This window comes from Pseudomonas sp. TSRC2-2, from assembly GCF_049897785.1.
GTDB lineage: Bacteria > Pseudomonadota > Gammaproteobacteria > Pseudomonadales > Pseudomonadaceae > Aquipseudomonas.
Genome location: NZ_JAFCWZ010000005.1, coordinates 417,984 through 444,291 on the forward strand (window position 1 = coordinate 417,984; position 26,308 = coordinate 444,291).

The window sequence follows — 26,308 nt, forward strand, 5'->3', positions numbered from 1 at the left end:
GAAGATGCAGGCTGGGTCAAACATTAAGAGGGACGGACATTGAACCAGACACACCACTTGAACCGCGCCAACCTTATCCAACCCATAGTTTGCCAACGCACACGCATATACAAATATTGCTAAAGACCAGTCATACATTGAACATCCTGCCCGACTACGACTGGTGTTTACTCTGTGGACATTATCAGTACCGCAAAGGTTGTCCTCATGTCCGCGATGAACACTGTTACCCATCAACTACCCCCGACACTGAACACACGTCGAGATTACGCCACCGATGCACACGTCAGAATAATCAAAGCGGCAACGCCTTCGGCATTGCTCAACATGTCGAAAGAAAATCTCAAGGCGTTACAAAACTGCGATACCGAAACACCGGACTGGTTGAAGACCGCCCCGACAACACTGCGTTACCAAGCACAACAACTGGTTGAAGAAAGTATTACCGCTCACACGCAGCTGAATAACGCGATGGCATCGATAAAATCGCCTTACGAATTCGTCGCGCCGCTTCTCACCCAAGCGATCAAAGCCGCGCACGGGCTCGATCTGAACGTTTTCGAAGTGCAAGTGAACCTGTCTTCAGACACCGATTTCCAACATGCCAACGTCGCCCCCGCCAGCCTGCTCGAAGCGGCCTTGCACAATAGTCGAGACGACAAGCGACAGAAGCTGTTCTCAACGCCGCATTGCTTTATCTATGGGACGGAAGGCGAGCGGATCAGTACGGAATTAGGGGTCGAGGATTTCCTCAAGGTGTGCCGATCTCTGGACTTGGGCATGCAGTATCAAAAGCATTTGTCGCACACATTGAAACGCCCCGACGCCAACCCTGAACTTCGCGAACTGTTTGTGAATTATCAAAAGTCAGCCATCGAAGCGGCCAGCTACATCGCATTGCATAAAGGAGACATCGAGCTGAAACATCACACGGTTCTGACCGCAATCACCAGCGGCAAGCGTGATGTGCGCATTGATGGCATGCCTGTTTTTATACGCGGCTTAAGCTTTAACGACATGACGATGCACAGTTGCATACTCTTCGAAATCGGTGATCCAGAGGGCCCTTCGCTGGGCGATGTTCTGCCGGTTTTCTTTTCGCCTGACGATGACCACCAGCTCATCGCTTATATACCTGACGATCCCGACCATCCGATCAGACATTACCCTTGCATGCAGGCATTCAAGGATCGACTGCGCGAACAGTTTGCCCGCACGCACGAAAATAAAATGGCGCAGAATCTGACGCCTTATCAACAATTCTTCAGCCGTTTCTGCTGGTATGGAAATCGCACCAGATTCGTTTCCGCTTTTATCGAGGAACACATTGCGCGAGATGACCAAGGCAGCCTGAGGCTATGGGACAAGCCGGTTCGTCAACAAAAGCACGATGCGGATTTCAAGTTGCAATTCATCAACTATGGGCCTCCCGAGGATCTATGGCGTCAAGACGTCGACCTATGGACGAAACTGTTTGAAGATTTCATCACTGTGCATTACGCGAACGCTAGAAAAGTGGTCGTCACGAATGCCGATGCCGATGAGCGCGACTCGCCCTCAACGCTGGACATTGCGTTTGACGTGATATTGGCAGCCATGAACGTGCTGTCCTTCGCCATACCGCCACTGGGAGTGGTCATGCTCGGCGTGTCGGCGCTGCAATTGATGGGCGAAGTCATCGAAGGGATGGTGGAACTCGACAAGGGTGATAAAGACATCGGATGGGCACATATTACTGATGTCCTTTTGAACCTCGGCATCGCTGTAGCAAGTCTCCCCGCATTGTCGGCCCTCCAGTCGGAGTTCGTGGTAATTGAAACAATCGAGGGCCACCAGCGACTGTGGAAACCCGACCTTGAACCTTATCGTCGCGATGTGTCGCTGGAGGGGCTGGTCACCGATGCCAATGGTCAGTATCAGATAAAGGGCCAACACTATGTACAGATCGAAGATGGCGTTTACGAAAGAATCGAAGACGCCACCGGTCGATCGCGAATCACCCATCCCAGCCGACCGCAAGCCTATCAACCGGTCATCGAGCAGGACGCCGCCGGGCAATGGCGACCCGCCATCCCGCGCCCGTCACGGACCGCTGCGCCACCTCGTGGGTTCAGCAACGAGGACGCCCAGCGTCTGGCGGTCAAACCAGGCGAAATCGCTGGCCTGTCCCCGTCATCCAAAGGCATTTACCGCAGCGCCGATGGTCAACACTTCTATATTCGCAATATCGATGCACAGGGCAAGACCGGCGTGTATCGGATCAGGAATGACTTTCAGCTTGGCGCAGACATTGTCGATGTCACGATTGTCGACCCGCAAACCAATCGGGCCAGCGGCGCCCGGCTCTGGCAGGCGGCACCGGATCAATGGCAATCGTTGTCATTGCGCGGTGGGGAAGCAGAGGCGAGCGCAGAAACAATCTCCACCGGGTCTGCCGCTCCAAGCGCGGCCGACAGGCCAATCTGGGTTCGCCCACCCTTCAGCCGCAAGCGTTTGCCGAACGGGCTGTGGGAAACGAAGATTGAAGCCGTGCCGCTCAATGATGTCCGCCCTCTGCTCCACGAATGGAATAACCCTCAGACCACCGCCTATGCGGCCAGCCCCGCTGACATTCACCAGGCCTTGTCTTTACCTGAGTTCGGCGAGCTGACGATGTGCGGGGATCTGCTGGCGCCGCAAAAGGGGCAATACACCACGATCACCCGCCCCTTCGATATCGCTTCCCAGATTTCCCATCGCTCGGGCGCCGACCTGTTGTTTTCCATGCAACGGATGACCCATTCCGCGACGCCGCAGGGCAGCTTCAACGCCATCAGGGTAGTCGATCTTGCAGCTGGAGAATTGCCCGGCCAATCCAATGTCGTGCGCGGTTACTGGGCTCCGCAGGGCGGTTATGTGGACATACCCGTCAATCCGCAACGGTCTCACGCCGATCATGTCTTCACTCCCTCTTTCAGCGGCTGCTCACTGGTAGTGGATCAATTGGACGAAAGCACCTTGCGCGTACGCCATGTCGAGGCCGGCAAGGAAGCCGCCCAATACAATGATCTACCCGCTCACGAGCATGGTTGGGGGTTGAGTACCGCTATGGAATATCCGGATTACGGGCTGATGTTCGATGAGAATGGCAACGCCTACGCCAGCCTGACAGGGTTTGCATACATGAGATATGACCGGTCCGCAGGGCACTGGACTCTCTGCTTTCAATCCCAGCGAGGAACACCGACGATCGTTCGTTATTCCACCAAGGAGCCGGGGTGGTTCGGAAAGTCCGTCAATGAGGTCAGGTTGTTCTCAGCGGAAAAGATTATCCGCACGGGTTCCAAAGTCGTCACAACACAGAGCTCCCCGGCCTGATGCCACAACCTTCGTTGCCACTCGGACAGGGCATGATGATTGCTAACCATTTGGCGTCCATACGCTCAGCGACGCCAGCGGATGCAGATAGCGGGAACGGTCGGTAACGGCCGGTCCCACAGGACCACGCCTTTCAGCGCCTCGATTCGCGCAGGCATCACAATTCCCTCGCCCCGCGCCAACCACCGTCTAAGCTTCAGACAAGTCCGATCAATCTGCGTGTATGGATCAATCGACTATGGGCGCTTTATGGCAAACCGATTCGAGTAAAACCGTGGTTCCGACTGAACGTATGGATCAAGCGCCTGTTCCTGAAAAACCCCGTCGCCATCGGCACGGGTGGAAGGCTTTCTGGTTGTTGCTGCTGATCATCGCGATCGTGGTGGGGCTGGCTGCGTCCAGGGAAATGCGCACCTCGCGCTTTCAGGCGCGAGAACTGAGCCAGTACGCGGCTTCGCTGACTTACAAGCTGGAACCGGGGCCCAGCGAGGCGATTCGTTATCCGGGCAACGGGCCGTTCGACCTGCGTCTGGGGTACAGCTCGCTGGATGAGTTTCTGCCGCGTTTGCTCAAGCGCAATTACGTGATTACTGAACAGACACGGTTTTCGCCGGCGCTGCTCAGCTATACCGACAAGGGCCTGTTCGTGCCCTATTCGGAGAAGATCCAGGCCGGGTTGTCGATCACCGACTGCCGCGCCGCACCGCTGTACCGCTACAACTATCCGCAGCAGCTGTATGCCGATTTCGCGGCGATCCCGCCGGTGGTGGTCAACAGCCTGCTGTTCATCGAAAACCGTTTTTTGCTCGACGCCAGGCAACCACTGGCCAACCCGGCGGTGGACTGGCCGCGTTTCGGCATGGCGGCGTGGTCGCAAGTGGCGAAACTGCTGCACCTGCCGGGGCAATCGGCCGGTGGCAGCACATTGGCGACGCAACTGGAAAAATATCGACACTCGCCTGAAGGCCTTACCGCATCGGGGGCGGAAAAACTGCGGCAAATGTTTTCCGCCAGTGTCCGCGCCTATCAGGATGGCCCGCAGACATTGGCCGCGCGGCAGAACATCGTGCGCGATTATCTCAACAGCGTGCCGCTGTCGGCGGTGCCAGGGCACGGCGAAGTGCATGGCATGGCTGAAGGCTTGCGGGTCTGGTACGGCAGCGATTTTGCCAAGGCCAACGAGCAACTGAACAGTCCGGCCAGCGACCCGCAGACCATGGCAGCCAAAGGCCTGGCCCTGCGTGAAATGCTTTCGCTGATGATCGCCCAGCGCCGCCCGTCGTATTACTTGACCAAGGGCCGCGAGGATCTCGCCAGCCTGACCGACAGCCACCTGCGCCTGCTCAAACAGAACGGGGTGATCGACAGCGCGCTCGCCGATGCCGCGCTGGTGAGCATCGTGGCGTACCGTGACTGGCAGACGCAACCGACGATTCAGCCGATCGAAACCAACAAGGGCATCAGTGCCGCCCGCAGTCGTCTGGCGAGCATGCTCAACCGGCCGCTGTATGACCTCGACCGCCTCGACCTGTCCGCCACCAGCACCTTGCAGGGCGACCTGCAGACCCAGGCTACCGCGTACCTTAAAAAACTCGCCGACCCAGCCTACGCCGCCGAAATCGGCTTGCTTGGCGAGCGCCTGCTCACGCCGACCAGCACCACTCAGGTGCGCTACAGCTTCACCCTGTTCGAACTGACCGCCGACGGTTCCCGCGTGCGGGTGCAGACCGACAGCACCGACCAGCCGTTCGACATCAACGAAGGCAGCAAACTCGAACTCGGCTCGACGGCGAAAATGCGCGTGCTCACCACCTACCTGCAAATCATCGCCGAGCTGCACGACAAGTACGGGGCGATGAACGCGGCCGAGCTGAAGAAAGTTGAAGTCCCCGATCAGGACCGGCTGAGCCGCTGGGTCATCGATTATTTGATGCAAAACAAGGACCACGACCTGTCGAAGCTGCTCGCCGCTGCGCTGGATCGCAAATATTCAGCCAGCCCCGGCGAGGCGTTTTTCACCGGTGGCGGTTTGCACACCTTTCATAACTTTCGCAAAGAGGACAACGGTCGTCTGCCGACCCTGCGCGATTCGCTTCGCGAATCGATCAACCTGCCGTTCATTCGGCTGATGCGCGACATCGTCCGTTACACCACCTATTCCGGGCCGAACGCCGAATTGCTCAAGGATGATCGCGACCCGCGCCGTCAGGAATACCTGGCCAGTTTTGCCGACCGCGAAGGCACCTCGTTCCTGCTCAAGTTCTGGAAGAAGTACAGAAACAAGGACACCCAGGCGCGCCTCGACACGTTTCTCGACAGCATGCGCCCGACGCCCATTCGCATGGCCGCCGTGCATCGCTATCTGCTGCCCGAGGCCAGTCAGGAAGATTTCAACCGCTTCGTGCGCTCGCACCTCAAGGGCACCAGACTCAATGAAAAACTCACCGACGAGCGCCTGATCCGCCTGTACGACGCCTATGGCCCCGGCAGTTACGATCTGCCTGACCAAGGCTTCATCGCCAAGGTACATCCACTGGACCTGTGGATGATCGGCTACCTGCTGCATCACCCCGAGGCGACGTTCCAGGACATCGTCAAGGCCAGCCATTTCGAACGCCAGGAAGTCTACAGCTGGCTGTTCAAGAGCCGACACAAGGGCGCGCGTGACAGCCGCATCCGCACCATGCTGGAAATCGAAGCGTTCCTCGACATTCACCAGCGCTGGCAAAAAGTCGGCTACCCGTTCGATCATCTGGTGCCATCGCTGGCCACCGCCATCGGCAGTTCCGGCGACCGCCCCGCCGCCCTCGCCGAGTTGATCGGCACCATTCTCAACGACGGCGTGCGCATGCCGACGCTGCGTATCGACAGCCTGCATTTCGCCGCTGGCACGCCGTACGAAACCAAAGTAGTCAACGACCCGCATGTCGGTAAACGGGTGATGCCCGTTGAGGTTGCCAGAGCCATGCGCGAGGCGCTGTCGCAGGTGGTCGATGCCGGTACGGCCAAACGTGTTTCCGGCAGTTTCAAACTGGCCGATGGCACGCCGCTGGCCATGGGTGGCAAGACCGGTACCGGCGACAACCGCATCGCGGCGATCGGCTCGGGCGGGCGCATCATCAGTTCGAAGTCGATCAACCGCACTGCGACCTTCGTGTTCTACATTGGCGACCACCATTTCGGCACCCTCACCGCGTTCGTTCCGGGGCGCTCGGCAGAGAACTTCAAGTTCACCTCGGCCCTGCCCACGCAGGTGCTCAAGGGCATGGCGCCGATCCTGACGCCGTATCTGCAACCGGGCAGCGACTCGCAATGCCAGCCGACGCAGACCGCGAGCGTGGCGCTGAACGACACGCCGCGCCCGACAGCGAGGTAACAAATCGTGTCGGGGGATTCGCAATCAGGGTGAGGTTTTTTCCCGGCGGCGGGTGGTACTCATGCATTTTTTCGATTCGAATTTTCGTCGGGTTAGTCACCCGCAGCAGCATTTGCCTGCCGAACTTTGAACTTTTGTTTTGCCCTGCCGTGGGTAGGCTGATCATTCCTCAACAATCAAGGATGATTGGCCATGTCTCCCGCTCCCCTGCCTGCCGAAACTCCGGACAAAGGCCCGCACTACGAATTCATCAAGTCTGCCATTGATAACAATTTCCAGACCGCCACCCTCAGTCGCGCCCGCGCCCTGGCCGACGTGTCCCTCAAGCCCCAGGCCTGGTTCACCTCGGCACCCGCTGCCTGGCTGAAAAAACTCGCTGCGGCCAACCTCAAGGCGTGGAATTCGCAGAATCAGGTCGATCATCTGCTGGCGAAAACCGACCTGTACGCCTTCGCCGAACCGTTGCTCAAGGCGAAAATCAAAGCGCTTTACGGCATCGAACCGGACGTCAAAAACACCTGGTTGCGCCTGTATCTGCCCGCTGAAAGCCCTTGGTACGCGATCAACGTTTCCGAGGGTACGGTCACCCGCACGGTGTCGTTGCTCGATGCTGCGCTGCACAACTTCGCCAGCCGTGAAACGGTCGGGCCTGACTCGGACTACATCAGCCAGCCCGACGAGCGCGGTCATTTCGACATCCTGCCGATCAAACGCACGATGCCGATCAGCGCTTTTCAACAGCTATGCCGCGATCTGGACCTCGGTGCGAAGTACAAGACGCATCTGGAAAGCTACTTGTTGCCCGGCGAACCGCTGGCCGAAAGCGTGCTGCAATACAAGGTCAGCCAAAGCCAGCAGGATGCCCTCGCTGCGGCCGCGCATTTGGCGCTGATCAAGGACGACATCGCCTACGACGCGTACAAGATGGTTCTCAGCCTGAGCGAAAACAAACCGTTGTTGATGCTCAATGGCCGCTCGCTGGTGTGCGCCGACCTGTCGCTGCTCGACACCCGACTGGTCGGAATTCTGCTGCTGACCCATGCGCAGCCGGACAACCGCGGCATTCGGCGCCTGATCGTCTACATTCCCCACGACCCGGATCACCCGCTCAAGGAATACGCCTCGCTCAAGGCCTTTCGCGAGGAACTGGCCCGGCAGCTGCGCGAAGACCGCTTCAGCGACGCAACGCAACAGACCTACCGGCAGTTTTTCAGCCAGTTCGTCGAGCATCAGCAACGCGGGCACTTTTTCGCCGAGCTGGAACAACGCCTGTTCACCACCCGCTATCACCCGCGAGTCGACCCGACCGATCAGCGCCCGGCGTGGCGCAAGGACGCCGTGGACAATCCCCACCTGCAATTCGCGCGGCTGAAAGTGACAGGCGACTACTGGCGCCATACTTATCAGCAGAAGCTCAACAAGATTCTCAATGACGCCCGCGAAATCGCCGTCTCCACTGCCGACACCGACAGCCAGGCGCGCTGGGCCTGGTGGGACAACTTCAAGAAAATTCTTTCCGACATTTTCAATGTCGCCCTGTTGATCGCTACACCGTTCGTGCCGGGGCTGGGCGAGCTGATGATGGCCTACACCGCTTATCAACTGACCACCGACGTCATCGAAGGGATTGTCGATCTCGCCGAGGGCCTGTGGCAGGAGGCTGGCGAGCATGTCATCAGTGTGGTCACCCACCTCATCGAACTGGCGGCGTTCGGCGCCGGGGCGGAAATCGCCGGCGCGTTCAAGGTCAGGTTGTCGCCCGTGGTCGATGGCATGAAACCGGTGCGCTTGCCCGATGGCACAGCATCGTTGTGGCACCCTGACCTTGGCCCTTACGAACACAAGAACCGCTCGCTCGATGCCGCCTCGAAACCCGACGCTCACGGTCTGCACGATCACGGCAGCGAACGCCTGCTGCCGCTCGATGGCAAGCTCTACAGCGTGGAAAAGGCCTCGTCGCGTCCCGAGGTGAAAACCTGGCGGGTCAAGCATCCCGAGCGCCCTAATGCCTACAAGCCACTGCTGGAACACAACGAGCACGGCGCCTGGCGGCACGAGGCAGAAAACCCGGCGCACTGGCACGACAGCGCGCTGATGCCGCGCCTGGGCCATCGTGCCGAGCGGTTCTCGCCCACGCAGCTGGAGCAGATCCGCATCAGCAGCGGTACCTCCCACGATCACCTGCGCCGGATGCACAGCGACAGCAGCCCGCCGCCGCCCTTGCTGGCCGACAGCCTGACGCGTTTTGCAGCCTACGATGATGCACAGCTCGCCAGTGCCAACATCCGCTCCGGCAAACCGATCGCTGCCGAGTCGGACTGGTTCGAGCCGATTGCCACCAGTCTGCCGGGCTGGCCCTACGAGCGGGCGCTGAAAGTGCAATACGAGCACCTCGATGGCTACTCGCGGCAATACGGCAACCCAAGTGCCAGCGCCGCCGACACCCTGAGCATTACCCAGTCCGAGCTCAGTGCCGGACAGTTGCCGGAACGTCTGTTGACCTTCCTCGACGAAGGGCAAATGCGCACGCTGTTGGGCCGTGACGTGCCCGTCACCGAACGGCTGCAAGCGCTGCGCGATGTGCTTGCCGACGCCGTCGACAAACGCCGTAGCGATGTGTCCAAGCGTCTTTATCAAGCCGCCGACCGCACCACTCAGGCGGACCTGCAGGTGGTGCGCAAAACCTTCCCCGAGCTGCCGTTGCCGCTGGGCGAAAAACTGCTCGCCGAGGCCAGTGCCAGCGAACGGCAGCGCACCCTGGATCAACAACGCTTGCCGCTGCGCCTGAAAAATCAGGCACGAGAGCTGGATTTCGAAGCCAGAACCAGCCGCGCCTACGAGGGCTTCTACCGCGCCGAGCCCCTGAGCGCCGACAGCGAACGCCTGGCGCTCGGCACGCTGCGGCTGCACACCGACACCTTTGCCAGTCTGCGCATCGAGGTCCGCGACGGCAGTTACGACGGGCCGTTGCGCTGCAGCGTCGGCGCAGAGGACGCCCGCACCGGCAGACGCCTGATCAGAGACGAACACGGGCGCTACGAAGTGCTCGACGAAGGCGGCCGCTCGCTGCACGCCGCAGACGAGTTCCATGAAGCGCTGTTGCACGCCGTGCCTGAACCGACACTGGCGAACGTCGGCTACCGACGCGGTCAGGGCCGTGCGCTCAAAGACTGGCTGATGGCGCTGGCCGCCGAGCCTGCCGAGCGCCGCACGGTTCTGGCCGAACCGCCGATTCGTCCGGTAATCAGCATCGAAACCGAAACATTGCTGGGCTTGCCGAGGTTTATGCGCCGCTCGACCGCCGAGGAACGGATCCGTGACCTGTTTCCGAAGATGACGGAAAGAGAAGCCAGTACCTTCCTCGAAGCGTTGACGCGCCGGGGCGAGCCGATCGACGCCATCGCGCGGCTGGAGCAGGAACGCAAGGCGCTGCAAAACGAATTAACAGACTGGCGCAACGGTTATACAGAGACGGATCCGATAACAGGCTATCCGGGCCGATCCTCTGATTACATGCGCAAGGGTGGCGACTTCATCGAGCAGCGACTTATCAAGTGTTTCGAGCGCCGCAGCAAATGGTCCGGCGAACGCAGCGTGCATCCCGATCAAGGCTACATCCTCGATTTGTCCTCTGAAATGCTCGGCCCCGATCTCGAACGCTGGTGGAACGCACTGCTCAAGCGTCCGAAGATGAAGCAGTACTTTGATCGCATCACTGCACTCAAACTGGACCGGGCGCGTCTTTCCGCCGACCCGAGTGCGCTGCTCAGCAGCCTGCCCAACCTGCGCCAACTGAGCGCGCGTAACTGCGAACTGCAGGTGCTTCCCGACATCCTTGGGCTGATGCGCCCGTTGCGCGACCTGGATCTGGCCGATAACAGCATCAGGCTGAACACGGAATCGAGGCAGCAGCTTGGCAAGCTTGAGCAACTGCGCACGCTGAACCTGAACGGGAACCCGCTGGATCTGCCTCCCGATGTCGGGCGCATGGATCATCTGACCGAGCTGAGTCTGGCCAAGACCCGAATCGAAACCTGGCCAGAGGGCTTGTTCAGGGTAGGGGCTGTGGATAAACAGCGACCGCGCAGTTTCCTGCTGGACATGCGTGAAGCGCCCATCAAAACGATGCCCGAGGTCGAACCCGGCTCCGTACAAGCGCATATCCTCAGCCGGGCGCGGTTCGATATGAACCGGCTCTCCCCCGAAGACCATGTGCGCTACGGCAACTACCGCACCTCCACAGGTCTCACCTTCGTACCGCGCTATTTCCGCGCTGCCGATGACGAGATCGACCACTGGCGATTGCTGCCCGGGCAACCCGACGTGTTCAGCCCCTCGAATTCGCTCAGCAAATACCGCGAAGAGTCGTGGCATGACCTGATGGCAGAACCGGATTCGGCGGGGTTTTTCAGCGTGATCCAAAAGCAGAGACAAAGCGCTGACTACCGCACAGACGAAGGACGCAAACGCCTGACCCGGCGTGTCTGGGAAATGGTCGATGCCGCAGCCACGGACGCGCAATTGCGCGAAAAGCTGTTCAGATACGCGGTGTCACCCGACGACTGCGGGGACCTGGGCGCGCAGCTGTTCAATTCCCTGGGGCTGAAAGTGCTGGTGTCCAAAGCCTACGGCGAATCGACATCGCCGGCCGAGCTCGAAGACAAGCTGGTGCAACTGGCGCGCGGCGCGGCGCGTTTGAACCGGGTGGCGGACGAAGCCCGGTTTGAATACGAGACACAAGTGCGGTTAAACAAAGACGACCCGCACAATCTCGCGCCTGACGAAGTCGAAGTGCATATGGCCTATGAAACAGGACTGGCAGACCGTCTGCACTTGCCCTGGCAAACCGAAAACATGCTCTACCGGCCGCGCTCCGGTGTGACCAAAGAGAAAATCGACGCCGCTTACGCAACGATCATCAAGAGTGAACACGGCGATGGTCTGGTCATGCGCATGCTGGACTTGCCCGTCGATAATTTCTGGGCGGATTTTTTGAGAAACAATTATCCCGACCAATACGAACTCAACGACCGCCTGTTCGACCCCCATGAAGGCCTGCTCGATGAACTCTTCGAAGCCAAGGCTGAATGGGCCAGCCCGCGACAGCAGACCGACCTGCACGCGCTGACCCGCAAAATGCGAACCCTCGCCGAGCAGCTGGGCATTGTTGACGCCCCGGATTTGTTCGACGACGCCCCGATGAGCAACGAGCGCCATACAGAGCTGTTGAACGGTATCGGCGACAAACGCAACGAACTGTCACGCCGCCTGACTCGCGAAGCGCTGGCCAGAGCGGGTCTCTGACGCGACGCTGCTGCACTCGGCCCGCCACGGCTGGCCGAGTTGCCGGGCTAATTGACTTCCGAATCCCAGATCACCGTGATGTTGCCTCGATAGCGGCGGGGCGTGTTGGGTTTGAGCATTTCCTCGACCGCGTCGCGGGCCACTTCGAAATGCAACGTGCCGGGTTTGCGCTCCACGTAAAACGCTGGCTGAAACAGCTCGGTTCCCACACCGTCACGACGCAAGGGGCGGCGGTTCACCGGATTTCCCGTCGAGTCGGTCAAGCCGCCGGGCAGTGTGACGCTCATTTCAACCGGCACCTCGTGCCCCGTGTTCGCCTCCCACAGTGCGCAGTTATTACCGAGCGCGTACTGACATTCCAGATTCATTTTGAAGCGCGAAGAGGCAGACAGGTTGAAAGTCTGATCGCGAAACAGGCGGGTGGGTTTACGCCCCTGATTCAACCACGCTTGCCAACCGCCCTGAGGCAGGAGCTCAACTTGATCCCCGCCGGGTGGTACCTCAACCTTCAACTGATGCTGCACATCCAGGGTAAAGCTCAACGACAAGCTGTTGTCATTCGGAATCATTACGTTACCCATGTCAAAATCCCCTCCGGGACCAATGGTGTACGTCACGACCCCTTTGTATTCTCCGCTCTCCATACTCAAGGGGTTGGGCGTCTTTAGTTCGTAGGCATATTCCATGTGCTGATAGCTGAGCCAGGACAAGGTTGCAATTACCTGCCGGGAACATACCCCCGCATTCTCCGGAAAAATCCAGAACCACAACATGTAAGTGATAGACGCTGCCAAGTAGTTCACGCCTTCACAAGGGCTCGGTGCGTGGCGGAATGCGTTGGTTCCATTTGCCCAGGCGCCTTGCCCTGGTGGCCTGGGAAAATCCATCCGCGTCCCGATCGCGGCGATTCGCACTTGCAGGTTCTGCACTTTGCCGGTTTGCGTATGCACAACCTGTACATCTCTGAACGTCGAGGGAACCTTGTACATAGTCCCTTCCTGGGGCGTGGCGTGCCCCTCTTCCATAGGTCCGTTGCTTCTGAAATTGATGGCGGTGTTACGCAGGCTGAAAATATTCCGCGCCTTGCACAGCGGTATTGCGGGTGCGTGCCAAGCGCAAATGCCGGACTCCGGGGTGGTATTGACGAACTTATTTGATTGCGGATTAGAAGGGTCAGGCCTGAATACCGCCGTGATTTCATCGACCGCCGCTAATGCTGACGGCCCCGTGAACCCCAGCAGCGCACCTGATACCAGAAGGATCCAAGCTTTAATACCGTTCATATGAACCTCTGTGCGGATCAAGGCGCCAGCGCTTCAAAAATCATGTGCACGCTGCCGTAATAATTGCCCGGTTTATAACCGTCCACCGGTACCATTGCGGCAATCTCCAGTCCCACCCGCTGACCCGCCTGGCCATCGAGCGCCGTGATGACCTGCTCGGCCACCAGGCTCAAGCGCTGGCGATTGAACGTCACCGTCAGCGGGATGTGGTCTGTGTCCCTGCCATTGCTCAGGTAGGGCTCGACACTCAGACGGGCGCTGATGCCGCCATTGACGTTTTTTACGTCGAAGTTTTTTCGCAGTGGCGTGAACGCCCCCGCTACCGAATTGAATGGCAGGGTCTGCTCTTGATGAATCCAGTCGGGCTCGGACGGAATCACATAGAACTCTGCCGAAGGAATACTTACCGAAACCTCGAACGTTTCGCGCTCGACAATCGCGTTCACGACACCGCTCACCGGTATCAGCAGCGCCAGCGCCATGGCTGCGCGTGTGGCGTTTGACATGTTCATCACCTGTTGCTTGCACATCGACACGGCCCGGCTTTTCAACCCTTGACCTCGATCGGTTTAGTGGCCTTGCCCTCGATCAGCGTGAAGTGGTATTCACGCCCGCTCTGCTTGTCGAAGGCGAAGGCACGGCCAGGCAGGACGTGATGTTTGGTGGTCGGCTGGCAGTCGCTTTCATTGTTTTCTGCACAGTTCCTGAACTCGTCGACAACGATGGTGCTGTTGCCGTCATTGCGCACTTCATACGTGCTCGTCTGGTTGCTGATCACGCTGTTGAACCGGGTTTCCTTGGGACGCACAAAAAACACGGTGCCGTAACCGGCCAGCACGTTGACGCCGGCGGAGAGGCCTTTTTTGTAGTCCTCGCGATCCGCTTCGGCGATTGCAAATTCATCTTCCTTCTCGGGCACCACCGGGACAAAACGCACCCGGAAGTAACGCTCTTTTTCCCGCTCGCCCATGAACACCAGGCGACTGCCCTGCATGCCGTTGGCCGGGACGATCAGGCGCGCGGGGCTGGCCATCAGACCGTCGCGGGCGTTGGCGTCGGTCTGGTTGGCGAGAGGCATTTCCCGCGGAGTGCCATCGGCGTCGTAGACGATTTCCAGGATATTGATCTTGACGAATGCGGTAGCGTCGCCGCCGTTGAACACACGTTTCAAGTACGTGCTTTTATCGCCCTCGAGGTAGTCGTACACCACCCCGACATTGATCGCTGGCCCGGCTTGGGCAATGAGCGGGAGCCAGGCTGCGAGCAACAGTGTCCATCGAACATTCATTGTATTTGACCTCTTGAAAGTAAACGGGGGGTGATCAGACTTCCGAATCCCAGATCACTGTGGCGTTGCCCGCGTAGGTTTTGGATTCACCGCTGAGCATGTCCTCAACCGCGTCGCGGCCGACTTCGAAATGCAGGACGGCCGGTTTCCGATCGACGTAATAGCTCGGCTCGAACAGTTGTGTGCCAGTGCCATCGAGCAGCAACGGGCGCCGATTGACCGGCTGCCCGGAGGCGTCCGCCATGCCGGGTGGCAGGGTGACGGCAATAGTCAGCGGCACCGTATGGCCGGATACCGCATCGCGTATCGCGCAGGTGTTCCCGCCATCGGGGTACTGACATTCGAGCTGCATCTTGAAGCGGCCCGAACTGGAGATATTGAACGTCTGATCGCGAAACAGCCTTTCCGGTCGGCGGTTGCGCTGGAGCCAGGCTTGCCAGCCACCCTGCGGGATCAGCTCGACACGATTGCCGCCGGGCGGCAATTCGATTTTCAAGGCATGTTCGACGCTCAATACAAAATCGATGGTGGCCAGCGAATCGTGCGGCCGAACGGCGTCACCGAGGTCGAAGTCCAGTCCCGCGCCAACGGTGTAGGTGATGCTGCCTCGATAGGTCCCGGTCGACATTTGCAATGGATTGGGCGTACGAAGCTCGTATCCGAAGTATATGTATCGGTATTCAAACCTGGGCAGATCGAACAAGGCCGTCGTTGTGCAAGCTCCTGCATTCTCCGGCACCAGCCACATGAAGACAACGTAGTAACTGGTCCCATTTAACCCACCGCCGGAAAGACAGGGAGGGGGAGCGAGATGCCAGCGCCCTTTACTCCACAACTCGTTATAGCCACCTCCACCTGTCAACTGTCCGACATCGCCACCGTGATCGGCGCGGCCTCCGATGCCGGATATGCGAATCTCCAGATCAGCTTCGTCGCCCTTCTCATTCTTCACGGCCAGTCGACGCCATTCCGAGGGCGCTTTCAGATAAGCGCCTTGGCGCGGGTCGGGATGATTGGCCGGCACAGCTTGACCGGTGGTCACTGGATATGGGCCCAGAGGCAGATCCAGACTGAACAAATTGTTGGCTTGGCAATGCGCCCAGAAATTACTGCAGTAACCGGAGCTGGGCGTGGTATTTGTGAATTTGTTCACCATCGGGTTTGTCGGATCGGGCCGAAATGACGCGGTTACCTCGACATTGCCCGCTTGCACAAGCAGCGGCATTGTCAAAAAAAACAGCGCCGCGGTGTATCGCTCAGCATGTCGCTTCAGTAAGCTCATTCTCTTCATCATTTGATTCCCTGCTGCGTCGTTAACCTGCTGTTCGCGGAGATGGCGTGGCATCTGCCAGCGTGTCCGGCGTACAACGCAAATCGCCAATCATCAACACATCGTTCTCACTGCGCGCATTGGCTGGGTCGAGGCGGAACTGACACAGCAATTGCTCGCCGGAGCGGACTTCCAGCGTCGGCGAACCGGCGTTCATTTCCATCGAGAAGAAACCATCCACTTCGCTGACCCCGCGACTCGCGTGATTGATGATGTGGTGGCCTTTAAGCGGCTTGCCCTGCGGATCGAGCAGACGTCCCAGCACAGTCAGGGTTTTGCTCACCGTGATCTTGCGATAGTCCACTCCGCCCTTGTTCAGGTGATAGCGGGTGCGCTGCGGTTGAATGCTCGCCGAGGGCACGTGGTTGCCTTCGAAATCGAAGCTCACCGAACTGTTTTTATAGGCGGTCAGCGCCACGTAATTGCGCCCCGGGCGCAAGGTCGTGCTGCCGCCGCTGAGGTCGTCGGCGCGCAGGGCGATGTCATCCAGATCAGTTTCCACATCGATGATCATCCCGGCCCCACCGCTGGCGTGCTGGCTGGTCATGACCATCTTGTCGGCACCTACTGCCACCGTGCTGTCGAGGTTCAAGCCACCGGTGTAATTGCCGTTGTAAGACGAACGCTGGATGAAGGCATCGCCACTGAAAGCGTCCGCACTGAAACTGCCGAGCCCGGAAACGCCGACGCCATAGGTATCCGCCAGCGCCGTGACCGAAACGTTCTGCAGCACATGGTTTTCCAGAGTTTTGCTGTAGGTCAGCGAGCCGTTGTTATCGCGACCACCCTCGCGGGCGGTGCGTGTACCGATGCTGCCCGACCATTGCTCGCCGGGGCCGCCGAGGGCCAGGCTGACACTCAAATCCACACCGCGATTGCGCTCCTGCCCACTGCTGAAACTGGCAGGCCGGTCGAACACCGAAAATCGCCAACTGGCATCGCTGCCGAACAGCTGGCTGCGTTGCGTCCAGCCCAGATCAATGCCGACGCCTTCGACATTGCCTTCGCTGTGTGACACGCGCCCATTCACCGACTGTTTGCTGTTGAGTCGATGATTGATCGCCAGGGAGGTGTTGGCCGTCTGGCCGATGAACACGTTGCGCTGCCGCACTCGCGTACCGTCCGGCAAGGTTTCGTAGGTATTGGTGGTGTCCAGCCAGCTGCGGTTATGCGTAGCGAACAGGTTGCCCGAGCCATAGCTGTAGATGGCTTGCAGGTCCATCCCGGTGCCGTGGTCCTCGGTCTGGTAGACGTTTGCGTACAGGCTGGTGTTGTTGGCCAGCGTCCAGTCGACTGACGTCGCGATCTGCTGTTTGCCTTGCAGCTGCCGCGCCGACGCGCCGAGGATCACCCGTGGATGCAGCAGATAATTGACTGCTGCACCGGCGGTCATCTCGCCGCGCGACTGCTGGTCCCAGTTGCTCAGCAATTTGCTTTCCTGACCGGCGAACAGGCTGTAGCGCCAGCGATCATCGTGATTGCGCCAGTTGCTCGGTTTGTACACCAGCTCCTGAGTGGTCGAGGTGATCTGGCCGTCTTCGATCAGCCGGACTTCCACTTCGTAAATGCCCCCGGGCAACGGCCGGGTATCAAGGGTTTGCAAGCCGGCGCTGACCGCTTGCGTGTTGATCAGCACGCCATTGCGATAGATCTCTACCGACGCCTGGCGGTTGGCGGTGACGTACAGCGGGTAGACGCTGGGCTTGGGGCTGTTGATCGCCAGACTGTCGGAACTGCCGAACATCACGCCCGCCGCCGTATCGGGGCTGGCGCCGAACGAACGCAACTGCCGTGTCAAACCTTCGGAACTCGGGGTGAAATAGCCCAGGCGCAGAAAACTGCCCTGCAGCTCGCGCTGACCATACAGCTCGTGCACAGCGTGATACAGCGTGTCGTCCGGACCGCCGAGCCGTGCCAGTTGCAGATTGACGCGGTGCGTCCAGTTGCCGAGGCTGCTGCTGGCGTCCAGGCCGTAGCGCCCGCCAAGATCCTGCTCCTGTCCGCCGTTGAGATTCAATTGATTACGCAGGATCAAACCGGTACTGCCGTTTTCGGGCAACGTGTAAAACCGCGCGGTTTCAGCGTCGCGTTCGGCGTTTTCGGTGGCGATCGATACCAGCGAATTCTGCAAGTTGTAATGCACCGCCAGCACCTGTTCCGGGCAGTTGCCCTGACACGCGCCCAAGACGACACCTTGTTTAAAATACGCACCGAGTGCATCCCGTTCACTGGCAGGTATCTGGCTGTCTTCGGTGTCGGTAAATTCCAGCAACGTGACGCGATCATCTTTGGTTAATACAACCATCGCCTCACCGAGAAACTGTTGATCACGCTCTACCCGAACAGCTAATGGCACATCGAAGAAATGTTCTTCGAATTCTGCCGGCAACCCTTTAGCCTGAGCGAGCAGGCTGCGCGGAGTGTTAGCGTTATCAGCGGGCGCGGCCGAGGCACTGGCACACAAAAAAAGTGCAAGCGCCGCCGCGATGGGCGTCATCGGGAACATTATCTTAATACTCGAGTTACTTGATGAGTTGGCATCTACTGGTCATTCATAGATGACCAGTGGATGCCAAGACTATTGAATAAATGCAGCGCTATTCAAAAGCTGTATTAAGGCGTAATCACAGGCTCGAAAACCACGGCGAAGCTGCCCGAGTAGTTGCCAGTCTGAGTGGCGGTCGGGGTGGCAGCCTTGATTTCCATGGTTCGCTGAACCCCAGGCACGGAGTCGGTTGCATTGACGACTTCAGTACTGACATCGCTCAGCTGGACACTGCCGATTTTCAGGGTAAGCGGGATGCTGTCGCGGCCGTTGTACAGCGCCGCAGTGCCGTCGATAAAGGCGTTGATGGAGCCTTTGGTATCAGTGTGCTTCATATTGAAGGTTTCGGTGATCGTGCTCAGTTCACCGCTGGGTTGCTGGTACATGGTTTCGTCAACACCGAAATCAGGCTTCTGAGGGGCTACGTTGAACAGCGAAGTGGGGACAAATGCCTTGATATTGATGACCTGATTAATCGGGTCTGCGGCAAACACCATGGAGGAACTCATTGCCAGAAGAGCCAAAGGAGCAGCGATTGCGATTTTCTTGAACATTGGTAGTTACCTGGTTTCTTGATGGATTCGGTTCATTGAAGTTAAAACTGCGCGGTCCTTTCCGGGCTGCTTTGTTTCAACCTGCAACGCCGGTGCATCTTCAACGTTTCGATCCGGGAAGTAAGCAGGCAACTTCCGACAAGCTCGTAGTTCAACAGCCCGACACCCCGCCAGAAAAAAGAACAAAAAACAGATACTTGCGAAATTGGCTGTAAGTTGCAGACTACACACAGTTTCACGCAAAAAACCATACAGCATCTATGCCGCTGTAACACGGCAACTTGCGGAGAATTAGACTATATACTCAAGCTCAACTAGAGCGATAACTTTAACTTCAAGGTCACCCTTTTTTCTCGAGTAATAAATAATATTTTTTCGCTTTTTTTTGCGTCGACCACTCGTCCATTGCAGGGCGGACCAGCTAAAAACGTCTTGCAGAGCGATTAAGATATATCTTAAGTTGTATCTAAATACGACGAGAGAGAGAAAAGCAGACATGAGAGACCCTCATTCCCCCCACCGCGAACACGGTGATGGCCGCGACGGCTTCGAGAAGCGCCCGGGTCGCGAACGTGGCGGCCGCGGCCCCCGGGTGTTCGCCCCCGGTGACCTGAAATTACTGTTGCTGGCGTTGATCGCCGAACAGCCGTGCCACGGCTACGACCTTATCCGCCAGATCGAAGGCATGTTCGACGGCGCCTACAGCCCGAGCCCCGGGGTGATCTACCCGACCCTGACCTTTCTGGAAGAGAGCGACCTGATTGCAGGTGACGCCGAGGCCGGCAAAAAACGTTACAGCGTGACCGACGCTGGTCGTTTGTCTTTAAGTGAACAGGCAGTGGCGCTCGACGGCGTCCGTATGCGCATCGATGTCAGCAAGCGCTCGCTGCGCGGCCACGACCGGCCGCCGGAAATCCACGAAGCCGTGCACAACCTGCGGCACGCCTTGCAAATGCACCACGGGCGCTGGAGCGCGGAAGAAATCCTGCGCGTACGCGATCTGCTCAACAACACCGCCAAAGCCATCGTCGACGGCCCCGCCGCTCGACCCGCTACGGAGAAAGCCGAATGACCGCTGTCGATACTCAGACCATTCACCGCGTGATGCACGAAATCAAACGCCGCAAGCTGCAAGTGTTGCGCGTCACCGATCTGACCCCACGCATGCGCCGCATCACCCTCGGCGGGCCGGAACTGGCCGGGTTCATCAGCCTGGGCACGGACGACCACGTCAAATTGCTGTTTCCGCAGACCGCCGAACAGGCGGCGGCGCTGGACACACTGCAACTCGGCGCCGGCAAGGACAACGGCACGATGCCCGAGATGCGCGACTACACGCCGCGTCGCTATGACCTGGAAAAAATGGAGCTGGACATCGATTTCGTCCTGCATGGCGATGGCCCTGCTTCGACCTGGGCCGAACAGGCGCAACCCGGTCAGTTCCTGCACATCGGTGGGCCACGCGGGTCGATGATCGTGCCGGACATCTTCGACAGCTACGTGCTGATCGGCGACGAAACCGCCCTGCCCGCCATCGCCCGCCGGCTCGAAGGCCTGGCAGCCAATCGCAAGGCGCTGGTGGTGATCGAAGTGGAAAACGGCGCCGAACAGCAGCGGCTGGAAAGCGCAGCGCAGGTCAATGTGATCTGGGTGCTGCGCGAAGGCGGCAAGGACAACCTGCTGACCACGGTCAAACAATTGCAGGTGCCCAAGGGCAATCTGTATGCGTGGGTCGCGACCGAAACCAAGGTCTCACGGCAGATCCGCCGGGTACTGATCGATGAACATGGACTGGATGAACAGTTCATCAAGGCTGCCGGCTACTGGCGCGCCGAGGGCTCTGACGAAGAATAATCGCCTCCCTGCAATTTCCCCTGTGGGAGCGGGCTTGCTCGTGAAACTGGTGTGTCAGTCAACATTTATGCAAACTGTTACACCGCGTTCGCGAGCAAGCCCGCTCCCACAATGGATGATCTCAACTTCGTGCGGTCTTTCTGCGATCCAGGCCAATCACCAGCAGCCCCACCAGCACAAACCCCACCAAAATCCCCCCGGCGTTCGCCAGCACCTGTGGATAACCCAGCACCGCCACATCTATGAACGGGTACGCATACGCGCCAAGCAGGTGCCCACGCAGCAAGGCGTAGATGAAGTACACCAGCGGATAGATCATCCACACTGGCAAGTGCCACAGGCGCAACGTGCCTTTGGGGACGCAGCACCACCAATAGCCGATAAACAGCACCGGCATGACATCGTGGAGCAATTCATCAGCGATGAACTGCCAGCCTTCGGGGTGCCACAAATGCCGCAGCAGAATGTTGTACGCCAGACCGACCACGGCGATGCTTACGGCTATGCCACTGCTGACCCACGGTTGCAGAAACCAGCGCCGCGCGGCGGATTCACGCTGGCTCACGGCGCAGGTCAACACGGTCGCCACCAGCGTGTTGGTCAATATCGTGAAGTAGCTGAAGAAGCTCACCAGCCCGCCCAGCAGGCTGGCGCCGATGCTCAATCGCGCAAAGAAAATCAGGTACAGCTGAATCGTCAATCCGGCCCAGCCCAACACGGCCAGGCAGGTAATCAGGCGTCGCTGCCTCGCGCTGTCCATCTCAGAGCGGTCGCTTGGTGCGCATCAACTTCACGTACAGGCGCTCGACCTTCTCCCGCGCCCACGGGGTTTTACGCAGGAAGGTCAGGCTCGACTTGATGCTCGGATCGCTCTTGAAGCAACGGATATCGATACGCTCGGCCAGCCCCGACCACTCGTAGTGAGCGACGAGTGCATTGAGGATCTGTTCGAGAGTCACGCCGTGCAGCGGATCAGGGGTTTGTACGTTCATGCCGGGCCTTTGAGCGAAGTGGAGATGCGTAAAGCCGCGCACCTTAGCCGAGGGGCCGAGCGGGTGGAAGGCCTTCCTGAAAATGTAGGCCAACCCGGGAAGATCGCAGGCTGTGAGCCGCCCCACAATGCGCCCGTTTGCCGCACTGTTACCGAATCCGAAACGCTGCATGTCTGCAAAAGCCCTTTCTCAATTTGTTACAGATCATTATCCTGCCGCCCTTCCGCTGAAACGCTTCACTGCCTGCGACATTCTGAAGCGCTCGGCCTGCACTCGAAAAACATCAAAAAAAGACTTCTTCATGCCTGATTTTTCCTTCTCCCGAGACAGCGCTATCTCCACTCTGCGCACCCTTGGCGGCTGCGCCGCAGTCGGTCTTGCCACCTGCGCCCATGCGGCGCCGGCCTTCGACAGTGAATCCCCGTACATGCTCGGTGACTGGAATGGCACGCGCACAGAACTTGCGGAAAAAGGCTACGACTTCAAACTCGATTACACCGGCGAAATGGGCAGCAACCTGCACGGCGGTTACGACCATGACCGCACCGCGCGCTACAGCGACCAGTTCGGCCTCGGCACGCATCTGGACCTGCAGAAGATCCTCGGTTGGGACGACGCCGAGTTCCAACTGACCATCACCAAGCGCAGCGGCAACAACATCAGCAACGACCGCATCAACGACCCGCGCGTTGGCGGCTTCACTTCCGCCCAGGAAGTCTGGGGCCGTGGCCAGACCACCCGCCTGACACAGATGTGGTACCAGCAGAAATTCTTCGATCAGAAGCTCGACATCAAGGTCGGCCGCTTCGGTGAAGGTGAAGACTTCAACAGCTTCCCCTGCGACTTCCAGAACCTGGCCTTCTGCGGCTCGCAGGTCGGCAACTGGGTTGGCGGCATCTGGTACAACTGGCCGGTCAGTCAGTGGGCGCTGCGGGTCAAATATCACCTGACGCCCGAGCTGTACGCACAGGTCGGCGCCTACGAGCAGAACCCGTCGAACCTCGATCGCGGCAACGGCTTCAAACTCAGCGGCAGCGGCACCCAGGGCGCGATCCTGCCGGTCGAACTGGTGTGGACGCCGAAGCTCAACGGCCTGCCGGGCGAATACCGTGCCGGTTACTACTACAGCAACGCCAAGGCCTCAGACGTCTATAAAGACCAGAACGGTCAACCGGCAGCGCTGAGCGGCGAAGCCTACCGCAGCGCGTCGAGCAAGCACGGCGTGTGGCTGGGTGTGCAGCAGCAAATCACCAGTATGGCCAGTGATAACAGCCGTGGTCTGAGTCTGTTCGCCAACGCGACGATGCACGACAAGAAAACCAACGCGATCGACAACTATGTACAGGCCGGCCTGACCTACAAGGGCCCGTTCGATGCCCGCGCCAAAGACGACATCGGTTTTGCTCTGGCACGCGTCCACGTCAACCCGGCCTATCGCAAGAACGCCGAAGCGAGCAACCGCACCAACGCCGTCTACGACTACGACAATCCGGCGTTCCTGCCACCGCAGGACACCGAATACAGCGCCGAGCTGTATTACGGCGTGCACGTGACCAACTGGCTGACCGTGCGCCCGAACCTGCAATACATCCGCCACCCCGGTGGCGTGAACGACGTCGACGACGCCCTGATCGGCGGGATCAAGATCCAGTCGTCGTTCTAAGCGCCCGGTCAAAATCAAATGTAGGAGCGGGCTTGCTCGCGAAGGCGGTGTATCAGGTGACACCTGCGCAACTGACAGATCGCCTTCGCGAGCAAGCCCGCTGCCACAGGAATGCATTTCGTTAGCCCAACAAGTTTTTATCTGAACCATGCCTGCGCCAAATCGTCATCTAAAGTGACTACAGCGCGGGACTACATAAACGTCACGGAGAATCACACTATGAGCACCGAAAGTGCTGCGAGCCGGGGTCGGCTACTACCCGCCCTGCTCGGCATCCTGCTTCTACTGATGGGCCTGGCCATGCTGGCCGGGGGAATCAAGCTGAGCACGCTTGGCGGCTCGCTGTACTACCTGCTGGCCGGCATCGGTATCGCCTTGACCGGCATTCTGCTGCTGATGCGCCGCCGCGCGGCGCTGGGCCTGTACGCCATCGTGCTGTTTGCCAGCACTGTCTGGGCGTTGTGGGAAGTCGGTCTGGACTGGTGGCAATTGGTGCCACGTCTGGCGCTGTGGTTTGTCCTCGGCTTCGTGATGTTGCTGCCGTGGTTCCGTCGTCCGCTGCTGCTCAACGGCCCGGCGAAATTGGGCACCGGCGGTCTGACCGTCGCGGTGATCCTGGCCGGCGTTACCGCTTTGGCCAGCCTGTTCACCCACCCGGGCGAAACCTTCGGCGAACTGGGCCGCGACACCGCCGACATGACCAGCACCGCACCGGCCATGCCCGATGGCGACTGGCAAGCGTACGGTCGCACCGAGTTCGGTGACCGCTACTCGCCGCTCAAGCAGATCACCCCGGAAAACGTCGGCAAGCTGCAGGAAGCCTGGCGCATCCAGACCGGCGACCTGCCAACTGCGGATGACCCGGTCGAGCTGACCAACGAAAACACCCCGCTCAAAGCCAACGGCATGGTCTACGCCTGCACCGCGCACAGCAAAGTGCTGGCGCTGGATCCGGACACCGGCAAGGAAATCTGGCGCTTCGATCCACAGATCAAGAGCCCGGTCGGCTTCAAGGGCTTTGCGCACATGACTTGCCGTGGCGTGTCGTACTACGACGAAGCCGCGTACGCCAAGTCTGAAAACGCCGGCTCGGCCGTCATCTCCGAAGCGGGCCAAGCCGTTGCTCAGGCCTGCCCGCGTCGCCTGTACCTGCCAACCGCTGACGCCCGCCTGATCGCACTGAACGCCGACACCGGCAAGATCTGCGAAGGCTTCGGCACCAACGGCGTGGTCGACCTGACCCAAGGCATCGGCCCGTTCACCGCCGGTGGCTACTACTCCACGTCGCCAGCGGCAATCACTCGTGATCTGGTGATCATGGGCGGTCACGTCACCGACAACGAATCGACCAACGAGCCATCGGGCGTGATACGCGCTTTCGACGTGCGCGACGGTCACCTGGTGTGGAACTGGGACAGCGACAAGCCGGACGCCACCGAGCCTCTGGCCCCGGGCGAAACCTACAGCCGCAACTCGGCGAACATGTGGTCGCTGGCCAGTGTCGACGAAAAACTCGGCATGGTTTACCTGCCACTGGGCAACCAGACCCCGGACCAGTGGGGCGGCAACCGCACCCCGGGCGCCGAGAAATTCAGCGCCGGCCTCGTTGCCCTGGACCTGGCCACCGGTAAAGTGCGCTGGAACTACCAGTTCACCCACCACGACCTGTGGGACATGGACGTCGGCAGCCAGCCAACCCTGCTCGACATGAAAACCGCCGACGGCGTGAAACCTGCGCTGATCGCCCCTACCAAACAGGGCAGCCTGTACGTCCTCGACCGTCGTGACGGCACGCCGATCATCCCGATCCAGGAAATCCCGGTACCGCAAGGCGCTGTGAAAGGCGACCACACCGCACCGACCCAGGCCCGTTCGGACCTCAACCTGCTGGCCCCGGAACTGACCGAAAAAGCCATGTGGGGCGCGAGCCCGTTCGACCAGATGCTGTGCCGCATCCAGTTCAAGGAACTGCGTTACGAAGGCCAGTACACCCCGCCATCGGAACAGGGCAGCCTGATCTACCCGGGTAACGTCGGCGTGTTCAACTGGGGTGGCGTCTCGGTCGACCCGGTTCGCCAGATGCTGTTTACCAGCCCGAACTACATGGCCTTCGTGTCGAAAATGGTTCCGCGCGAAAAAGTCGAAGCCGGCAGCAAACGTGAAAGCGAAACCTCGGGTGTGCAGCCAAACACCGGCGCGCCATACGCGGTGATCATGCATCCGTTCATGTCGCCACTGGGCGTACCGTGCCAGGCCCCGGCCTGGGGCTACGTCGCCGGGATCGACCTGACCACCGGCAAAGTCGTGTGGAAACGCAAGAACGGCACCAGCCGCGACAGCTCGCCGATCCCGATCGGCTTCACGCTCGGCGTGCCGAGCATGGGCGGTTCGATGGTCACTGCCGGCGGCGTCGGCTTCCTCAGCGGCACCCTCGACCAGTACCTGCGCGCGTACGACGTCAACTCCGGTAAAGAGTTGTGGAAATCGCGTCTGCCAGCCGGTGGTCAAGCGACTCCGATGACCTATACCGGCAAGGACGGCAAGCAATATGTGCTGCTCGTCGTCGGCGGTCACGGCTCGCTGGGCACCAAGATGGGTGACTACATCATTGCGTACAAATTGCCGGAGTAAGTTTTAGCCGGCTGTCTAGTCCTGAAATAGGTTTACACCTGTTTCAGTTTCAAAACGCCCGATGCACCGCATCGGGCGTTTTGTATTTCAGGGACAAATGAGGTCGCTTACGGTTATAGATTTCTATCGAT

At 59.4% G+C, this 26,308-nt stretch carries 15 protein-coding genes; 7 read left to right on the forward strand and 8 right to left on the reverse strand.

Going from position 1 to position 26,308, the window contains the following annotated elements; translation table 11 throughout:
* Nucleotides 1–207 precede the first annotated feature (207 nt).
* From ACP7D9_RS13015 to ACP7D9_RS13025, 3 genes are all read left to right on the forward strand, one after another.
* Nucleotides 208–3,357 (forward strand): dermonecrotic toxin domain-containing protein, encoded by a 3,150-nt coding sequence (locus ACP7D9_RS13015; protein ID WP_426157826.1) that lies wholly within the window; start codon nucleotides 208–210, stop codon nucleotides 3,355–3,357.
* 238 nt (nucleotides 3,358–3,595) lie between these two features.
* Nucleotides 3,596–6,733, forward strand: a complete 3,138-nt coding sequence (locus ACP7D9_RS13020; RefSeq protein WP_426157828.1) for a transglycosylase domain-containing protein — start codon at nucleotides 3,596–3,598, stop codon at nucleotides 6,731–6,733.
* A gap of 192 nt (nucleotides 6,734–6,925) precedes the next feature.
* Complete coding sequence (locus ACP7D9_RS13025) at nucleotides 6,926–12,037, forward strand: dermonecrotic toxin domain-containing protein (RefSeq protein WP_426157830.1); 5,112 nt, start codon at nucleotides 6,926–6,928, stop codon at nucleotides 12,035–12,037.
* Between the two features lie 47 nt (nucleotides 12,038–12,084).
* Here the strand turns inward: ACP7D9_RS13025 and ACP7D9_RS13030 are convergent, their stop codons facing one another.
* From ACP7D9_RS13030 to ACP7D9_RS13055, 6 genes are all read right to left on the reverse strand, one after another.
* Nucleotides 12,085–13,320: a hypothetical protein gene (locus ACP7D9_RS13030; protein ID WP_426157832.1), complete on the reverse strand. Its 1,236-nt coding sequence runs from the start codon at nucleotides 13,318–13,320 to the stop codon at nucleotides 12,085–12,087.
* 17 nt (nucleotides 13,321–13,337) lie between these two features.
* Nucleotides 13,338–13,826, reverse strand: coding sequence for a CS1 type fimbrial major subunit (locus ACP7D9_RS13035; RefSeq protein WP_426157834.1), 489 nt, complete (start codon nucleotides 13,824–13,826; stop codon nucleotides 13,338–13,340).
* 41 nt (nucleotides 13,827–13,867) lie between these two features.
* Nucleotides 13,868–14,608, reverse strand: a complete 741-nt coding sequence (locus tag ACP7D9_RS13040; protein WP_426157836.1) for a molecular chaperone — start codon at nucleotides 14,606–14,608, stop codon at nucleotides 13,868–13,870.
* Between the two features lie 34 nt (nucleotides 14,609–14,642).
* Nucleotides 14,643–15,890: a hypothetical protein gene (locus ACP7D9_RS13045; protein WP_426157838.1), complete on the reverse strand. Its 1,248-nt coding sequence runs from the start codon at nucleotides 15,888–15,890 to the stop codon at nucleotides 14,643–14,645.
* 31 nt (nucleotides 15,891–15,921) lie between these two features.
* Nucleotides 15,922–18,444, reverse strand: coding sequence for a TcfC E-set like domain-containing protein (locus tag ACP7D9_RS13050; protein WP_426157840.1), 2,523 nt, complete (start codon nucleotides 18,442–18,444; stop codon nucleotides 15,922–15,924).
* Between the two features lie 107 nt (nucleotides 18,445–18,551).
* Nucleotides 18,552–19,037 carry a CS1 type fimbrial major subunit gene (locus ACP7D9_RS13055; protein ID WP_426157842.1) on the reverse strand — a complete coding sequence of 162 codons (486 nt, stop codon included), beginning with the start codon at nucleotides 19,035–19,037 and terminating at the stop codon, nucleotides 18,552–18,554.
* A 496-nt stretch (nucleotides 19,038–19,533) separates the two neighbouring features.
* Here ACP7D9_RS13055 and ACP7D9_RS13060 point away from each other — a divergent pair, with 496 nt between their 5' ends.
* Together ACP7D9_RS13060 and ACP7D9_RS13065 are read left to right on the forward strand one after the other, a co-directional pair.
* A complete protein-coding gene (locus ACP7D9_RS13060; RefSeq protein ID WP_101162084.1) occupies nucleotides 19,534–20,109 on the forward strand; it encodes a PadR family transcriptional regulator in 576 nt (191 codons plus the stop codon).
* Nucleotides 20,106–20,891, forward strand: coding sequence for a siderophore-interacting protein (locus ACP7D9_RS13065; protein ID WP_426157845.1), 786 nt, complete (start codon nucleotides 20,106–20,108; stop codon nucleotides 20,889–20,891). The genes ACP7D9_RS13060 and ACP7D9_RS13065 overlap by 4 nt, the downstream gene beginning before the upstream one ends.
* 121 nt (nucleotides 20,892–21,012) lie before the next feature.
* Here ACP7D9_RS13065 and ACP7D9_RS13070 read toward each other — a convergent pair whose 3' ends face one another.
* A complete protein-coding gene (locus ACP7D9_RS13070) occupies nucleotides 21,013–21,651 on the reverse strand; it encodes a Pr6Pr family membrane protein (protein ID WP_426157846.1) in 639 nt (212 codons plus the stop codon).
* 1 nt (nucleotide 21,652) lies between these two features.
* Entirely contained in the window at nucleotides 21,653–21,883 is a 231-nt protein-coding gene (locus ACP7D9_RS13075; RefSeq protein WP_426157848.1) for a VF530 family DNA-binding protein, read from the reverse strand.
* Between the two features lie 301 nt (nucleotides 21,884–22,184).
* Here ACP7D9_RS13075 and ACP7D9_RS13080 point away from each other — a divergent pair, with 301 nt between their 5' ends.
* Together ACP7D9_RS13080 and ACP7D9_RS13085 are read left to right on the forward strand one after the other, a co-directional pair.
* Nucleotides 22,185–23,546 carry a carbohydrate porin gene (locus ACP7D9_RS13080; RefSeq protein WP_426157850.1) on the forward strand — a complete coding sequence of 454 codons (1,362 nt, stop codon included), beginning with the start codon at nucleotides 22,185–22,187 and terminating at the stop codon, nucleotides 23,544–23,546.
* Nucleotides 23,547–23,765: 219 nt separating this feature from the next.
* The gene (locus ACP7D9_RS13085; RefSeq protein WP_426157852.1) at nucleotides 23,766–26,177 is read left to right on the forward strand and encodes a glucose/quinate/shikimate family membrane-bound PQQ-dependent dehydrogenase; all 2,412 of its coding nucleotides are present in this window, start codon (nucleotides 23,766–23,768) and stop codon (nucleotides 26,175–26,177) included.
* Nucleotides 26,178–26,308: the final 131 nt, after the last annotated feature.

Excerpts from the sequence above, each read along its gene's own strand:
- ACP7D9_RS13015 (WP_426157826.1), top strand. The coding sequence starts at position 208 with ATGTCCGCGATGAACACTGTTACCCATCAACTACCCCCGACACTGAAC.
- ACP7D9_RS13020 (WP_426157828.1), top strand. The coding sequence starts at position 3,596 with ATGGGCGCTTTATGGCAAACCGATTCGAGTAAAACCGTGGTTCCGACT.
- ACP7D9_RS13025 (WP_426157830.1), top strand. The coding sequence starts at position 6,926 with ATGTCTCCCGCTCCCCTGCCTGCCGAAACTCCGGACAAAGGCCCGCAC.
- ACP7D9_RS13030 (WP_426157832.1), bottom strand. The coding sequence starts at position 13,320 with ATGAACGGTATTAAAGCTTGGATCCTTCTGGTATCAGGTGCGCTGCTG.
- ACP7D9_RS13035 (WP_426157834.1), bottom strand. The coding sequence starts at position 13,826 with ATGTCAAACGCCACACGCGCAGCCATGGCGCTGGCGCTGCTGATACCG.
- ACP7D9_RS13040 (WP_426157836.1), bottom strand. The coding sequence starts at position 14,608 with ATGAATGTTCGATGGACACTGTTGCTCGCAGCCTGGCTCCCGCTCATT.
- ACP7D9_RS13045 (WP_426157838.1), bottom strand. The coding sequence starts at position 15,890 with ATGAGCTTACTGAAGCGACATGCTGAGCGATACACCGCGGCGCTGTTT.
- ACP7D9_RS13050 (WP_426157840.1), bottom strand. The coding sequence starts at position 18,444 with ATGTTCCCGATGACGCCCATCGCGGCGGCGCTTGCACTTTTTTTGTGT.
- ACP7D9_RS13055 (WP_426157842.1), bottom strand. The coding sequence starts at position 19,037 with ATGTTCAAGAAAATCGCAATCGCTGCTCCTTTGGCTCTTCTGGCAATG.
- ACP7D9_RS13060 (WP_101162084.1), top strand. The coding sequence starts at position 19,534 with ATGAGAGACCCTCATTCCCCCCACCGCGAACACGGTGATGGCCGCGAC.
- ACP7D9_RS13065 (WP_426157845.1), top strand. The coding sequence starts at position 20,106 with ATGACCGCTGTCGATACTCAGACCATTCACCGCGTGATGCACGAAATC.
- ACP7D9_RS13070 (WP_426157846.1), bottom strand. The coding sequence starts at position 21,651 with ATGGACAGCGCGAGGCAGCGACGCCTGATTACCTGCCTGGCCGTGTTG.
- ACP7D9_RS13075 (WP_426157848.1), bottom strand. The coding sequence starts at position 21,883 with ATGAACGTACAAACCCCTGATCCGCTGCACGGCGTGACTCTCGAACAG.
- ACP7D9_RS13080 (WP_426157850.1), top strand. The coding sequence starts at position 22,185 with ATGCCTGATTTTTCCTTCTCCCGAGACAGCGCTATCTCCACTCTGCGC.
- ACP7D9_RS13085 (WP_426157852.1), top strand. The coding sequence starts at position 23,766 with ATGAGCACCGAAAGTGCTGCGAGCCGGGGTCGGCTACTACCCGCCCTG.